Origin of the sequence: Hyunsoonleella sp. 2307UL5-6 (assembly GCF_047345485.1) — a bacterium.
In the GTDB taxonomy this organism is placed as follows: Bacteria; Bacteroidota; Bacteroidia; order Flavobacteriales; family Flavobacteriaceae; genus Jejuia.
Window position 1 is genome coordinate 170589 of sequence record NZ_JBLFEN010000003.1, and the last position, 17463, is coordinate 188051.

Consider the following 17463-nt stretch of genomic DNA (forward strand, 5'->3'; position numbering starts at 1 on the left):
TGTTAAAATTAGTTGCGTTTAACGAATTATTAGTCTGTTTACCTAAAAGTCAGGATAGCTCATGACACATTTTACGTGAATATTTTAGAGTTTTAAATGATTTTAATTGCATGAAAAAACTAAACTATCTAAGCTATACTATGAATAAAATTACTTTGAAATTTTTATTGTGTTTAAGTTTTATGTGTTTTTCTATTTTTTTAAAAGCACAACCAGTTCTTGAATCTGAAATAAATATTACAGATTTAGCGATGTATTTTGACGGTAATAGAGTAGACCTTAATACAACTACAAACTCAACAACGGGTTATGATTATGTTTATGGTCCAGCTTTAACACCTCATGGTGATTGTATAAAAGCTTACGAAGATTTTGTTTTTATGACTTGGTATCGTGGTGGTAAACAAGACCGTCATGTGATGCTAACACGGTATAACAAAACTACAGGTGTACTTAAAACAATAGAGTTTCCGCATCAACACACGGGATATAATAACAGATGGTGGATTGGTGAAACGCACAATACCATTGCTGTTGGAATTTGTCCTAAAGATGGCACCATACACATGGTGTACGATATGCACAGAAATGGACGAATAGCTGCTTTTGCAAACGATTACTTAAGATATTCTTACACTACTGCTAATGCTGCAACTGTTCCAGATGATGAATTTACAATAGATTTATTTGTACAATCGCCAAACAATAATTACAAGCATTTGGCTTTCCATGGGATAACTGACGAAAACACTACCAAATTATTAACATACCCTGCATTTTTTACTAATGATGAGGGCGACTTATTCATGAAAAATAGATTCGGTTTTTCTGAAAACGGAAAGTTTTTATTCGCGAAATATGACGGGAACGATTGGGAAGGTTATACCGATTTTAATAGAACTAGCGCTTCTAGTCATGGAAGTGCTTATAATTGGGGACTTTACGGAGATATTAAGTACTTAAATGGGAAAATAAGGGTTGGTTTTCAGCAGAGAGCGAATATTAGAAATGATAAATATCAATATCAAAATGGGTTTTATTATGCGTATTCTGATGATCCAAGCGGCTTAACACAATGGAAAGATCATGAAGGAACTGGTTTTACTAGACCTCTGGCAGTATCTGATCTAATTAAAATTTCTGAACCTGGTGATTTGGTAGAAACCACAGCATTAAACCAAGTGTATATGGTTCAAGGTTTTGATTGGACTGTAACAGATAATGAGGATGTGCATTTTATAGGTAGAGTAAAAGATAATGAGAATAACGTTACCAAATATGTGCATACGTATAAACCACTAGGCGCTACTGATTTTATTACATCAACCGATTTTTCTGGAGCAGAAGCTATTTATGCGGCAGGAGATAATGTGTATTTAATTGGTTTAAATGCATCAGGAAGACCTTTTATAGAGGAGGCTCCTGGTGGGACTAATTTATTTACTCGCGTATATGAGGCTACTTCTGGAAAACGTTTCAGAAAAGGACAAGTGTATATACAAGACGGTAAATTATACTATTACTTGCTAGAAAATAATTCCTCTGATAGTGATGATACACAGCCCACTTACCTCCAAATAATAGATTTAAATTTAGTTACTGGTCCTCAACCATTTGCAGTCGATTTATTAACTCCAAATGATAACGATACTTTTGATGAAGGAGATTCAGTACAGTTATACGCCAATGCTACAGCTGATACAGGAGAAATTACAAAAGTTGAATTTATAATTGATGGTGAGTTATTTGATGAAGATAATACGAAACCATACATACTTAATTGGACTGCTCAGGGTATAGGTAATCATACCATTCAAGCTGTAGCTCATAAAGATTCAGGTGAAACTATAACATCTTCTTTAATTTCAATTGAAGTTGTAGAAGTTGATCATTCAGATTTAACAGGGGACGTTTACAGGTTGAGAAATGTAGCTACAGGACAGTTTTTAACCGATGCAGGAGGAAGTGCTGTACCTGTGATCATGAATGATTCAGGTGAAGACACGAATACGTATTGGACTTTTGTACCAACTGGTGCGTATCATAATATTGATAGTGAAACTTTTGGTATACTAAGAGCTCCCGGAGCTGGTTTTGATAATGGCAATAAGCCCTATTTTGTAGTAAGTACAGGTAAAGCCTCTCCTGCTACTGATGTCGATAAAGTTTGGACCATTCACTATAACGAATTGGATGATACTTTTAGATTTGAATCTAAGGACAATGATAGATATTTATATCATGACGAAAATGGTAATGTAACCAACATTTCTGCACTTGAAACTGATGACAGAAGTAAATGGCAAGCTATTTCTTCAAGTCAAGCTTTAAGCGTTGATGATAGAAAATTGAAAACGGCTTCAATAAAAATATATCCTAATCCAGCCGAAGATAGCTTTATGATTTCATTTCAAAATATAACAAGTATAAAGCGCGTAGAAATTTATAATATTTTAGGAAAACGCGTATATCAAAACGCACCATCAAATAGTACTTTAGAAGTGGAAAATACTGGTTTTAAGTCAGGGGTTTATTTGGTAAAAGCGTTTTCAGATGATAATAAAGTGTTTCATTCTAAGTTAATAATAAGATAAGTTGAGATTATAATTTTGCACGGGAAATTCTCAGTAATGATACTTATGAAAATCATTTTTTTTCCGTTTTCAGCTAACTCCAAAGTAAGCTTTAAGTTTTATAAAGTGCTGATTATTATTATGTTAATATATTTTGGTTATATATTTATATAGGTGTTTTAACGAATTATCTGCCCGATTATCCTAAAGGCAGGATAGTTCAGGACAGTAATTGTTTAACTATTAGCGAGTTTTACTAAGTTGGTATTTTACCAGCTAAACTAAAGTTCAAAAATAGCTATGAAAAACATGACTTCAAAAACCATTTTATTTTTCGTTTTTACGTTATACTCATTTTGCATAACAGCGCAAGATGCGCCACCTTCTGATGATATCTTCAGATTTAGAAATGTGGCCACAGGACAATTTTTAACAGATGCAGGCGTAAGTGCAACTGCCGTTACTATGACAGCTACTGGTGATACGGAAAATTCACGTTTTACTTTTGTGCAAACAGGTTCACTTTACAATATTGATAGTGTGGTTTTAGGCATATTAAGAGCTCCTGGTGCTGGCGGTCCTGGAGGCGCTTTTGTAGTTGTTAGTACGACTAAAGCTGCACCAGCGACTGATGCTGATAAAGTTTGGACAATTCAGCATAATACAACAAATGATACCTATCGATTTCAATCGGGCACTAGTGGTAGATTTATGTACCATGATGCAAATGGTACTGTAACCCATGTTGTAGTTCCAGATACTGATGATAGAAGTAATTGGGAACTAATTCCTTTTGTGGAAGTTCCTGCAGAAATAGCTCCGGACGAAGATACGAGTACAGATTTATCTTGTCCATCTTCAGGTGAATTCGAAAACAATAGTACAAGAAATGTGGATATCTCAAATCCTGATAATGTTGGAACTGCTGATGATAGAAGTTGCTATTCTGATTATTCCGAAAGTAATGTTTATGGAAAAACTTGGGGTGTTTATAATATTACTGATGGATCCAACCACTGGGATGCACCGAATACGTTGCAACCTAGAATAGAACGTTCTTTACCAAGATCTGGAGAAACTGGTGTAGGGAGTTTTGCAAGATTCACAGGGATTGTTAGAATATTAGAAGTTGGCGATGCTGGCTCTTTTGGGCAAAACGGAAGTTATTTAGCACAAGCCAAAGGAAAACATACCGGCGGTGGAGGTCCTAATGATCCTGCTATTTGTTTATACAGAGCACATCCTGTTTATGGAGAAGGTATTAATGCAGACAAGCAAGTAGCTTTTGATATTTATGCTGAACGTATTTTAGAACGAGGCGGATCAGGAAGCGGTAGGGAAGTTGTTTTTCTAAAGCGTGTTAATAAAAACGAAGAAGTTAGTTTTGAGTTAGAGATAGGGTTTAGAGCAGATCCCAACGATCCTACAAAAAAAATACATTATTGCGATGCTGTAATTGGTGGTGATGCTTTTAATTATAATATCCCTGATCCTGAAAGAGGGCTAGAATCTGGTATTCGTTATGGTGTATACCGAGTAAGAGGCGGTAGAGCACAAATGCGATGGGCAAATACAACCTATCAAAGATCAGAAGTTCCAGATACTGGCGCTCCAATTCCTTCTGATGATATTTACAGATTGCGAAACGTAGCTACCGGTCAATTTCTAACAGCAGTAGGATCTAGTGCAGAACCAGTTATCATGACAGATTCAGGTGACCCTCAAAATACGCATTGGACTTTCGTAGAAAGTGGTCAGTTTTTTAATATTGATAGTGAAACGGTGGGTATTTTACGTGCACCAGGTGCAGGTTTTTCAGGTGGTGCTTATCGCGTGGTCAGTACAGGAGCAGCTTCACCATCAGCTGATACAGATAAAACGTGGACGATAGAATACGATGATGTTCAAGACACTTACAGGTTTGAATCTAGAACTGCCGGTAGATATTTGTATCAAGAGACAGATGGAACCGTAACGCATAGTATAGCTCCAGAATCAGATACCAGAAGTGTATGGGAAGCGATACCTACAAGTGAATCTTTAAGTGTTTCAGACTTAGAATTACGTGAAAATTCATTAAAAATCTTCCCTAATCCAGCTCAAGATGAATTTAGTATTTCAATGCAAAATATTAGCGGTATTAAGCGTATTGAAATTTATAATATCTTAGGAAAACGTGTATATCAAAACGCAGCTCAAGGGGGTACTATAGAAGTTAAAAACGCAGGATTTAAAACTGGAGTTTATTTGGTTAAAGCACTTACAGATACGAATAAAGTATATCATACTAAACTCGTAATTCAATAAATAATACCTAAATTTTATTTTAAAAAGACAGAGGATTTGCATTCTTCTGTCTTTTTAGTTTTATAAAACAGGATAAAACAGGATGGTTATTAACTCTACTTATTATATTTTTTCAGAACTATAAAAAAATACCATATTCTAAATGCAAAGACGTAATTTTATTCAATTATCAACGCTCGCAGGAGTAGGTTTATCTATTCCATTTTCAGCATTATTTAGTGCTTGTGAAAGCCACCCAGAACATTCTTTGGAATTTAAAAATCTAATTTCAGGTCTTCTAAAAAACTGGTGCGATGGTATGTTAAAAGTTCAAATTAATAATCCATCTAATTTAGATGAGCATGGTGCTCTAGGTTGTCCGTCTTGCTCGCACATACATGGGCGTTGTATGGACGCCGTATATCCGTTTTTATACATGGCTGATATTACAGGTGATGAAAAATATATAGAAGGCGCTAAGTTAGTTATGACTTGGGCAGAAAATAATGTATCACAAGAAAGTGGTGCTTGGACAGTAATTAAAAACCCAAAATCATGGAAAGGCATTACCATTTTTGGAGCCATAGCTTTGGCAGAAGCATTGCATTATCATGGCCATGTTTTAGACGAAACAACTCAAAAAACTTGGACAACACGTTTAGAAAAAGCAGGACAATACATTTATGATACATTTACCATAGATTTTACCAATATTAACTATCCAGGAACAGCGGTTTATGGTTTAAATTTAATAGGTGGTGTTGTAAATAGAGATGATTTTAAAGCAAAAAGTAAAAAATTAGCTTCAGAAGTAAAAGTATATTTTACTGAAAATGAAGGTTTATTATTTGGTGAATGTAAAAAGAGCTCTAGCAAGTTAAGTGAAAAAGGTTTACATGGTGTAGATTTAGGCTATAATGTAGAAGAAACTTTGAATAGTTTAGTAATGTATGCACTCAAAGAGAAAGATGGAGAATTACTACAAATCTTAACAAAATCTCTAAATAGTCATTTAGAATTTATGCTGCCTGATGGCGCTTGGGATAACAGTTGGGGTAATCGTATGTACAAATGGAGTTATTGGGGCAGTCGCACCTGCGATGGCAGTCAACCAGGATTTGCTATGATGGCGCACATAAACCCTGCATTTGGAACAGCCGCAGTAAAAAACACAGAATTATTACAACGTTGTACAGCCGATGGATTAATTCATGGAGGACCTGGTTTTATTGAAGCTGGAATACCACCGTGCGTGCATCACACGTTTACGCATGCCAAACCTTTAGCAGCCTTGTTAGACCATTGGGAGCATCTACCAGAAATAAATGCAAATGCAAGTTTGCCTAGAGCAACCGCCGATGGTGTAAAACACTTTAAAGATTTAGATGTCTATCTTTTTGCACGTGGAGACTGGAGAGGAACGGTAAGTGCTTATGATGCCGAATATCATTATAAGTATGATTACCGTCAAGCATCAGGAGGCGCTTTGGGCGTGTTATATCATAATAAGGTAGGACTTTTATGTGCCGCAAGTATGGCAGAATATGCTTTGGTTGAAAAAAACAATCAACAAGTACAACCTGGAAAAGATATTTGTTTAACGCCGCGTATTGAGACCTTTATAGACGATGTTTGGTATACAAATTTATACGATTTACCTGCAAGAGTTACTTCTAAAGATGAAAACGAGATTATCGAATTGGTAGCCGATGTAAAATTGAAAAATGTAGACAGAGAAGAAGTTACAGGAACTGCTGCTGCATTTGATATTGCATACAAGTGTACTGCCGATAAAACAGAAATTAAAGTAAGCACACAACAAGATATTACAAAACAGACAGCTTTCGTATTACCAATTGTTTCATCTTCAAGTGAGGTGGTTACACATGTTAATGAAAACGAAATTACCATCCAAAAACCAGAAGGTTTGGTAACTATTAAAGCAAATACACCGATTAAAACTAAAGAAATTGCAGGAAAAAGAACCTTTAATATGGTACCTGGAGTAGAGGCATTGCCTTTAGAAGTGTTTTTTGAAGAAGACAGTAAAACGCTAGAATTAACTATAACAGTAAGTTAACAGCTTATCAAAGTGGGGGATTATTTTAAATGATTCCCTGCTCTTATGCTAAAAATTTTAAGTTCAATAAATTACAAGATATTCTAAATTAAGTTCCTAAACTTACCTAGAGCAAAACCTGTTTTTCGTTTAAATAATCTATTAAATTAAAAATCAGCCCCTTATCCCAAGTAAAAATATAGGAATCTGAATGATTCTTATAATTGCATTCGGAATACTTTTCAATAATATTTCGGCCTAAATCATTTATCCAAAAACCCCTTAATTTATCTTTACTATAGGTTATGAAGTATTTTATATAGACGTTTTGCATATCATTTTGTGCAAATAAAATATGAAAATATTAATTGAGAAAAGCATTAATATGATTGAAATTTATCAAAATTAAATCTTTCACTTATACTATAACCTGACACTACAGGACAATAAATAAACAGGTTAGCAATATATTTATATAATATAAAAAACATGAGTTTGTTCTTGTTTATGTAGTACTATTTTTAAGACTCAGAAACCATATTATTAAAATATAAAATGAAAATCCAACTAAACCATATCTCATATCAAAAGTATTTTTTTTCTTTTTTTGCTATGGCTCTGTTTTTTGGTTTTTCTGGTTGCGATTCCTCGCCAGCTATTGTATTGACAGATTTAAAATGCGAATACCGCACAAATCCTTTAGGTATTGATAATACCGCTCCAAGATTAAGTTGGAAACTTATAGAAGAGACTAAAACTAGAGGGCAAAAACAAACAGCATATCACGTTTTAGTAGCAAGTACTTTTGAGAATTTAGCTAATAATTTAGGTGATGTTTGGGATTCGGGAAAAATTGAAACAGACCAGTCTGTAAACATTGAATTTAAAGGCGAAAACTTAGAATCTGCAAAACAATATTTTTGGAAAGTTAAGGTTTGGGATGCGCAAGGAAACACTTCAAATTGGAGTGAGACTGCACATTTTTCAATGGGGCTTCTCAAAGAAGACGATTGGAAAGGTGCATGGATTTACAAAAAAGATCAAAATAAGAAAGACCACAACTGGTATAGAAAGAATTTCTCATTAGAAGAAAATCCAGAATCTGGATTTATTTATGTCGCGTCCTTTGGGTATCATGAGGTTTATGTAAATGGGGAAAAAGTGAGTAGTGCGGTAATGAATCCTGTGTATTCGCACATGAAAACACGTTTGCCTTACCTTACTTATAATATCAAAGATTTTTTAAAGAAAGGTGATAATGTTATAGGTATTTGGCATGCCGCAGGATGGGCGCGTTGGGGCAGAATGGTAGAATATTTTGACCCTCCTTTTGTATTTAAAGCGCAGGCAGATATTAAACTTGCTGATACTAATTTGGTTTTAGAAACTAACGACACTTGGAAATGTAAAAAAAGCTATAGTTCTTATATAGGGCCTTGGGATATTCTAGATTTTGGGGGTGAAATTATAGATGAACGTTTACGGGAAGACAATTGGAATACTGCTGATTATGATGATAGTCAATGGGTAAACGCTGCTATTTTTGATCAGTCTGAAGCCAAAGAAGTCGGTAATGCTGATGTCTTTTTGGGCTTAAAAGGTGCTAAAGTAGTACCAAGTACAGATGCGAACTCGCCAACAAGTAAAATCTCAGCAACTTTAAGTGCACAAATGGTGGAGCCTCAAGTGAAATATAAAGAAGTTAAGCCTATTGGTGTTGAAAAAAATACAGATGGTCACTATGTTATCGATATGGGCGAAAATTATACAGGGTATTTTGAAATGAACCTCTTCAACGGAAAAGAAGGCGATACTATAACCTTTGAAATTGCCGACCACAAGGAAGTTACTTCTTCTTGGGAGCAAAGAAGTAAGTATGTTTTTGATAAAACTGGAACAGGCCATTTTACCAATCGTTTTAATTATGCAGGAGGAAGATGGGTAACCATTTATGGCATCAATTACAAACCAGAATTAAAGGATATCAAGGGGTATGTAATTACCAATGATAGAAAACAAATTAGTCAGTTTGAAAGTTCTAGCGAATTGCTAAACAACATCTATCAAATTAACCTAAACACCTACATCGCCAACACCATTGATGGTATTTTGGTGGATTGTCCGCATCGTGAACGCCGCGGTTGGGGCGAGGTAACTGTCGCTGCCATGTATGGCGATGCCTTACCAAATTTTGAAAGTGGTGCCTATATGTCACAATATGCACAGTTTATGCAAGATGCGCAAGCCGAAAACGGGAAAATGCGTGCCGTAATTAATGGTGATGATTTTCAGTTTTTAATGTGGATGGCAAATAGCCCGATTACCATTTGGGAAACTTATAGAATGTTAGGTGATGAGAATGTATTGGAAGCGCACTATGAATCAATGACCAAGTGGATGCAATGGTTATATGAACATTCAAATTTTGAAACAGGAGGCGCACTTAAAATAGGAAAACAAGGTACATTACAGTTTCCAGGTTTGGGCGATTGGTGTACCCCTAGAGGTAATTTTTGGACATCGAGTAATTCGCCGGAGTCGGCACATTTTAACAATTGTGTGTATGCGTTTATGCTAGAGTCTGCTTTAAATATTTCTAAAATACTTAACAAAAAAGAAGATATAGAGCTGTATTCAAACCGATTAGAAGTACAACGGAAATCCACTCATAATAAAATGTATGACATTAAAACTGGAAAATACGGCGAAGGGCATCAAGTCAATCAAGCTTTTGCGTTAATTTCAGGCGTTACTCCAGATACTGAAAAACAAAAAGTGTATGATAATCTGGTCGATCAAGTATTATATAAATTCCCGTATTATGATACAGGAAGCTCAGGGCAAGCCTTATACACACGTTATTTTACGGAGTATGGTGAGCGTATGGACTTGATTTATGAACTACTAAAAGACAAACGTCACCCAAGCTATGGGTATTTTATCGAGCAAGGTAAAACCGTATGGCCAGAGCGGTGGTCTGCTATTGGAAACAGTCAAATTCATACCTGTTATACAGGAATTGGTGGCTATTTTATCAAAGGTTTTGCAGGTATTCGTCCAGATCCTGAAAAATTAGGCATGCAACATTTTATGGTAAAACCTGCACCAGTTGGCGATTTAACTTATGCGAATACAAGCTACCAATCGATGTACGGAAATGTTGTAGTGAATTGGAAAAAAAATGAGGATGAAAGTGCAACGTTTAACATTGAAGTTCCAGTGAATACTTCGGCTAAAGTATATATTCCAGCGAATAATGGCGATGAGGTATTTGAGGGAGAAGTTTTAGCCTACCAATCAAAAAACGTTGCGTTTCTTGGTATAGAAAAAAGTGATGCAGTTGGCAATTATATCATATATCAAGTAGGCTCGGGATCCTATAATTTTAAAGTGAATAAATTACCAGAAGTAAATTATCCAGATCCATTAAATACACCCGATAATTTAGCTTTAATTGGGCGTATGAATGCATCATCAATGACGATTCAATCAGAAAAACTTCCCGTTTTTGAAGCGTTTAGAGCAAATGATGAAAATTTAGAAACCTATTGGAAAGCCAATTCAATAGCAAATGAATGGTTAGAAGTGGAATGGTTTAAACCGCAAACGTTCAACAAAGTTATAATCCAAGAAGAAGGTGGAAATATATTAAATTATAAGCTACAATATTTTGATGACGATGAATGGAAAACGATGGCTTCTGGAACACATTTAGGTAAGAATAAAGAGCATCTTTTTGATGCCATTACCGCGAGTAAATGCAGAATTTTGATATTGAATACAAAACAAAAACCATCAATTTCAGAATTTAAAATTTTTAGTAGTAAAGAAGAAAATAAAAATTAAAAGTCGTGCGAATTAAAAATTTCAAAATAACAGTTGTTTTATTGCCTCTAGTCTTATTAATTGGTATATCCTGCTTTGCTCAAAGAGTTTCTAAAGAGTTAGAACACCAATTTATCAATCCACCAAATACAGCAAGACCTCAAACTTGGATGCATGCCTTGAATGGCAATATGTCTAAAGAAGGGCTTACCAAAGATTTAGAATCTTTAGCAGACGTTGGAGTGGGTGGTATATTATTATTCAATATTGGATACGGCATTCCAAGTGGAACTATAAAATACAATTCGCCTGAGCATATCGAAATGCTAACGCATGCCGCAAAAGAATCTGAACGATTAGGATTAAATTTTGGGGTGCACAATTGCGATGGATGGTCGGCAAGTGGCGGGCCATGGATTTCACCAGAACAATCCATGAAAATGGTTGTGCATAGCGAAACCATTGTAAAAGGTGGTAAAAAAATAGCGGTGCAATTACCTCAACCAACGGTAAGAAAAGGATATTATGAAGATATTGCTGTTTTAGCTTATCCGTCGTTTCAATCTGAGTTAGCTGACGCAAATAATAAGCCAACAATTACCTCATCAGATACAGAATTAGAGCTTTCAATTATTTCAGATAAAAAAATTGATACGTTTACCACGATTCATGGTTCAAAAGAAAAACCAGCAAGTATTTTGTATAAATACCCTTCGCCATTTCAACTAAGGTCTCTCATCATCAGTACAAATAGCAGAAGACCAGCGATAAAGGTATATATATCAGATAATGGGCAAGATTTTACCGAGATTGAAGCACCATACAATCGCAGACCAGGAAAAAAAGAATTTGATTTAACGAGAATATACGATGGTATTACCACCAATTACATTAAAATTGAAACCCCAGCAAAAAAGGTTGGTATTTACGAAATTGGTTTATCTTCAACACAACTAATTGTTGATCAATTAGGGCGAAGATCCATGTCAAAAACAGATGCTTCAAAATTGCAATCTGTTGGCACGCCCCAAGAAGGTATGGTAATCAATACATCTAAGATTATCAATCTTAGTGCTAAGGTAGATGCCTCGGGTATGTTAAAAGCTAAACTACCAAAAGGTAACTGGACGATTATGAGATTTGGTTACACGTCTACTGGTGCCTATAATAATCCTGCTACAGATTCTGGTCGTGGATTGGAAGTCGATAAATACCACAAACCTTCTGTAAAAGTGCATTACGATGCGTTTACAAAAGAAGTGGTAAAAGCGGCAATGCCAGTAGCGCCAAATGCTATGCAATATGTAGAAATTGATAGCTACGAAATGGGCGGACAGAACTGGACGTTTGATTACGATACTATTTTTAAAAACCGATTTGGCTACGATTTAATATCGTTTTTACCAATTTACGCAGGTCGATTTGTTGAGAGTGCATCTGCTTCTGAAGCTGTAACTTACGATATTAGAAAGCTAAATAGTGAATTAATGGTAGAAAATTACTTTGGGTATTTTACAGAACTCAGTCATAAAGATGGCATAAAAACATATATAGAGCCTTATGGAAATGGCCCAATGGATAATTTAGCTACTGGCGGAAAAGCTGATATTCCTATGGGTGAATTTTGGACAACACACCCCATTGATGAAGATAAGACACCGCCAACAATTGTAAGTTCTGCAGTAACTTCAGCTCATCTTTATGGTAAAACTATTATTTCTGCCGAGTCCTTTACGGCACCTGCCAAATTAAATTGGAAAGGGCATCCTGCGATGAATAAAAAATCTGGAGACCGTATCTGGACGTTGGGTATTAACGAGTTTATGTTTCATCGTTTTGCACATCAACCTAACACACGTGTTACTCCGGGAATGACCATGGGACCTTGGGGTTCGCATTTTGATAGAACTAATACCTGGTGGAAGAATGCAGGAAAATCTTGGTTTACATACATGGCGAGAGGTCAGTATTTATTACGTCAAGGAAATCCTGTGTATGACTTTCTAGTTTTTCCTGGAGATGCTTCGCCAAATCCGGGTTTCAACCCTAAATTACTACCACAAATAAAATACCTAACCACCAATAGCGAGGTGTTAATTAACAGAGTTACTGTAGAAAATGGTCTTTTTAAATTACCTGAAGGTATTGAATTTAAAGGGTTAATACTGGGTAATATTAAAAAAATTGAATTATCAACTTTAAGGCGTTTAAAAGAATTATCAGATAAAGGCGCTACACTTATTGGAGAAAAACCTTTGTCTATAGCAGCTTATAAAACGACTAAAAAACAAGAGGAGGAATTCAAAAGTTTAGTTACCGATATTTGGAGTAAACCTACTACTTATACTAATTTGAATTGGGATACATTACTTCCAAAATTAAATGTTACTCCAGATTTTACAATAAAAGGAAAAGAAGCAGCAGACTTTATACATAGAAAAACAACTACAGAAGATATTTATTTCTTTTATAATGAAGACGATGCGCCAAAAGTGTTTGAATGTACATTTAATATAGATGGTAAAATTCCTGAATTATGGAATCCCATGACAGGGGAAATTACCAAATTAGCGCAATTTTCAAGTGAAAATGGTAAAATACAGGTGCCTATTTTCTTAGAGAATCAAGAGTCAACATTTGTAATATTTAGAGAAGCAATAAACAACACGCCCTTAGTGATTGCTGACCCTTCAAATGCTATTGAATATTTTTTAAATGTCGACGATAAAGTACAAGCAGAAATAAAAGCAAATGGAAATTACGAGGCAACTTTATCGAACGGAAAAACTATAACAGTAAAAGTAGATGATATACCAGATCCAAAAATTATAGAAGGCGATTGGGAAGTGCAATTTAGAAAAGAAGATGGTTATGATGGCACGCACACTTTTTCTGAATTAACAGATTGGAAAGACCATAAGAATAACAATATCAAACATTATTCAGGAACAGCGATTTATAAAAAGAGCTTTACAATAGAGGAAAAGTTACTCGAAAAAGACCGTAAGTTATTTTTAGATTTGGGTAAAGTAAGTGTGGCTGCTAGAGTTATTTTAAATGGTGAAGATTTAGGAGTTACTTGGATTGCGCCTTATGAAGTAGATATTACAAAAGCATCTAAATCAGGAAATAATGAATTGGTTATAGAACTCACTAATCTTTGGACGAATAGATTGATTGGTGATGAAGCTTTACCAGATACAAGTGCTTATAGCAAACAAGCCAAAAAAATGCCAGATTGGTACATTAATAATGAGCTAGCACCAGAAAGTGAAAGGCATACGTTTACTGTGTTTAATTTTTATAACAGAGATAAAACATTAATATCTTCAGGACTTTTAGGGCCTGTAAAAATAAAATCAACTAAGCTATTTTCTAACTAAAATAAGTTTGCATCAAATCCTTTAAAATGAATTTCATAATCATTTCTTTGAAAATTTTGAAAACTAATAACATCAATAGATTATTTGTTAGTTTATTCGGAAATACATTTTTATCACTTTTTGTTATAAGTGTTTTTAGTGCCTTTACATCTTGCGAAACAGCATCTATTAATGTGCAAGACTTAAGATGTGAATATCGAGTAAACCCTTTAGGAATAGATAATACAAGTCCAAGATTAAGCTGGAAACTAAGTCAAGATAATTTTGCAAGAGGACAAAAGCAAACCGCGTATCAAGTTTTAGTAGCTAGTAGTTTAGAAGCATTACATAATAATACTGGTGATGTTTGGGATTCTGGTAAGTTGGATTCAAATCAATCTGTAAATAACATCTATCAAGGGAAAGCGCTAGAATCTTCAAAGCAGTATTTCTGGAAAGTAAAGGTTTGGGATAAAGATGGAAATACTTCCAATTGGAGTGACTTTGGAAAATTCTCAATGGGACTTTTAAGTCAAGATGATTGGAAAGGCGATTGGATTTTAAAAGAAGATCAAGAAAAAACAGATCATAATTGGTATCGAAAGAATTTCACGTTGGAAGACGATGCAACTTCTGCCTTTGTTCATGTCGGGTCGTTTGGCTATCACGAATTATATGTAAATGGAGAAAAAATCACTGAAAATGTATTGAATCCAGTGTCTTCTTACATGAAAAAAAGGATTCCGTATTTAACTTATGATATTTCAGATAAACTAAAAAAAGGCAACAATGTTATAGCCGTTTGGCACGCCGCAGGTTGGGCAAGATGGAAACGTATTAGAGAATATAGAATGGTGCCTTATGTATTTAAAGCACAAGCCGAAATTGTATCTGGTGGAAAACAAATCACTCTAAAAACGGATACGAGTTGGAAAACTAAAAAAAGTCATTCCGAATATTATGGCGATTGGGATATTTTACGTTTTGGAGGTGAAACCATTGACGATAGACAACGAGAAGACAACTGGAATACAGCCGAATATGATGATAGCCATTGGATGAATGCTAGTGTTTACAATCACAAAGAACTGAATGCTAAAATCCCTGATGGGAATAATATCAGTTTTGCATTAAATAGTAATAAAGATCGCGAATTGCGGGCATTATACAACCCAATCAGAGCAGAATTAAGTGCTCAAATAGTAGAACCTCAAGTACGGTTTAAAGAAATTGAACCCATTGCCATCAAGAAAAATAACGATGGCACCTACCGCATTGATATGGGTGAAAACTATACGGGGTTTTTTGAAATAGACTTATATAATGGAAAGGAAGGCGATTCTATTTTATTCGAGATAAGCGACCAAACTGCAGTCGTGATGAACTGGAAACAAAAAAGCAAATACATATTTGGGAAGTCTGGTGAAGGTAAATTTGCCAATCGTTTTAACGTAGCAGGCGGCAGATGGATAACGGCTTATGGTTTGAATTATGAGCCTAAATTAGAGGATATCAAAGGGTATGTAGTCACAAACAATCGCAAGCAGATTAGCAAATTTGAATCTTCAAATGAGCAACTCAATCAAATTTATCAAATCAATTTAAACACCTATATCGCTAATACTATGGATGGTATTTTAGTAGATTGTCCGCATCGCGAGCGTCGTGGCTGGGGCGAAGTCACCGTAGCTGCTATGTATGGTGATGCTTTACCTAATTTTGAAAGCGGCGCTTATATGGATCAATACACTCAATACATGCGTGACGCGCAATTTCCCGACGGTCAAACCAGAGCTGTATTAAACGAAGAAGATCGTCCCTTTTTAATGTGGAAGGCCAATAGCCCGATAACATTTTGGGAAACCTATCGCATGTTAGGCGATAAAAAAATATTAGAAGATAATTACGAGTCTATGCAAAAATGGATGAGCTGGATGCATAATGCTTCAAATTATGAAACTGGAGGCGCTCTTAAAATAGGAGAACGTGGCAAACGTGAAATGCCAGGTTTGGGAGATTGGTGTACACCTCGTGGTAATTTTTGGGATAGTAGTAACTCGCCTGATGCCGCACATTTTAATAACTGCGCCTATGCTTTTATGCTGGAATGTTCTATGAATATGGCGAAAGCTTTAGGTAAAACCGAAGATGAAAACATGTATGCCAACCGTCTAAGTATTCAGCAAAAAGCAACCCACGAACTTTCTTATAATGCTGAAACAGGAAAATATCTAGACGGTATTCAAGTCAATCAAGCTTTTGCTTTACTTTCGGGCGTAACGCCGAAAGAAGAAAAAGAAAAAGTAACCGCGCAACTTGTAAATAATGTACTTTATGATTTTCCGTATTATGATACGGGAAGTTCTGGTCAGGCACTTTATACCCGATACTTTTTAGAATCAGGAGAGCGTATGGATTTAATTTACGAACTCCTAAAAGACAAACATCACCCGAGTTATGGCTATTTTTTAGAACAAGGACATACCACATGGCCAGAACGTTGGTCTGCCATTGGTAATAGCCAAATACATACGTGTTATACGGGTATTGGCGGTTATTTTATTAAAGGTTTTGGAGGGATAAAACCAAATCCAGATGATTATGGTATGCAACATATGATTATAAAACCAGCTGTTGTTGGAGATTTAACTTATGCAAATACCGAATACGAATCTATGTATGGTAAAGTAGTTGTGAATTGGGAAAAGCAAGATAGTGGTGCCAGTTTTTATATTGAAATTCCAGTAAATACAAGCGCAAAAATTTATCTTCCAGCCAATTCTAAAGAGGATATTAGTGAAGGAGGTCACCTTGCGGAAAAAGCAAATGGGATAACCTATGTAGGAACGGAAAAACATGATGCTGTAGGTAATTATATAATTTTTAACGCAGTATCTGGAACGTATAAGTTTACAGTTTCAGAAATGCCAAAAGTAGCTTTCCCAGAACCCTTAGGAACTCCTGAAAATTTAGCAACCTTAGGAAGAATGAATGCCTCGTCTATGTTTATTCAAACTGAAAAACTACCCGTTTTTGAAGCTTTTAGAGTAAATGATGAAGACGAAGCAACCCGTTGGTTAGCTACAGAAACTAAAAATCAATATTTAGAAGTAGAATGGGTAAAACCACAAACGTTTAATCAAATTATTGTTGATGAATATGGGACTAATATAACTTCATATAAATTGCAATATTGGGAAAATGGGATTTGGAAAGATATTGTAAATGGAATATCTTGTGGAGACAACAAGAACCATGAGTTTGATACTCTTCAATCTACAAAATGTCGCGTGTTTGTTTTAGAATCAACACAAGCTCCATCAATAAAAGAATTAAAAATTTTTAATAATAATTAGTA

6 protein-coding genes are annotated in these 17463 nt (G+C 35.2%); all 6 read left to right on the top strand.

Translation table 11 applies throughout. The features are described 5' to 3' along the window. Positions 1 to 140 precede the first annotated feature (140 nt). The 6 genes from ACKGJY_RS06925 (at position 141) to ACKGJY_RS06950 (ending at position 17461) form a co-directional block, all read left to right on the top strand. Positions 141 to 2594 carry a BNR-4 repeat-containing protein gene (locus tag ACKGJY_RS06925; protein ID WP_413973140.1) on the top strand — a complete coding sequence of 818 codons (2454 nt, stop codon included), beginning with the start codon at positions 141 to 143 and terminating at the stop codon, positions 2592 to 2594. 279 nt (positions 2595 to 2873) lie between these two features. Continuing rightward, a complete protein-coding gene (locus ACKGJY_RS06930; RefSeq protein ID WP_413973141.1) occupies positions 2874 to 4880 on the top strand; it encodes a T9SS type A sorting domain-containing protein in 2007 nt (668 codons plus the stop codon). A 142-nt stretch (positions 4881 to 5022) separates the two neighbouring features. Then, positions 5023 to 6939: a hypothetical protein gene (locus ACKGJY_RS06935; RefSeq protein ID WP_413973142.1), complete on the top strand. Its 1917-nt coding sequence runs from the start codon at positions 5023 to 5025 to the stop codon at positions 6937 to 6939. A gap of 534 nt (positions 6940 to 7473) precedes the next feature. Continuing rightward, positions 7474 to 10764 carry a family 78 glycoside hydrolase catalytic domain gene (locus ACKGJY_RS06940; protein WP_413973143.1) on the top strand — a complete coding sequence of 1097 codons (3291 nt, stop codon included), beginning with the start codon at positions 7474 to 7476 and terminating at the stop codon, positions 10762 to 10764. Between the two features lie 5 nt (positions 10765 to 10769). Further along, positions 10770 to 14126: a glycosyl hydrolase gene (locus ACKGJY_RS06945; RefSeq protein ID WP_413973144.1), complete on the top strand. Its 3357-nt coding sequence runs from the start codon at positions 10770 to 10772 to the stop codon at positions 14124 to 14126. 26 nt (positions 14127 to 14152) lie between these two features. Next, the gene (locus ACKGJY_RS06950) at positions 14153 to 17461 is read left to right on the top strand and encodes a family 78 glycoside hydrolase catalytic domain (RefSeq protein ID WP_413973145.1); all 3309 of its coding nucleotides are present in this window, start codon (positions 14153 to 14155) and stop codon (positions 17459 to 17461) included. Positions 17462 to 17463 lie beyond the last annotated feature (2 nt).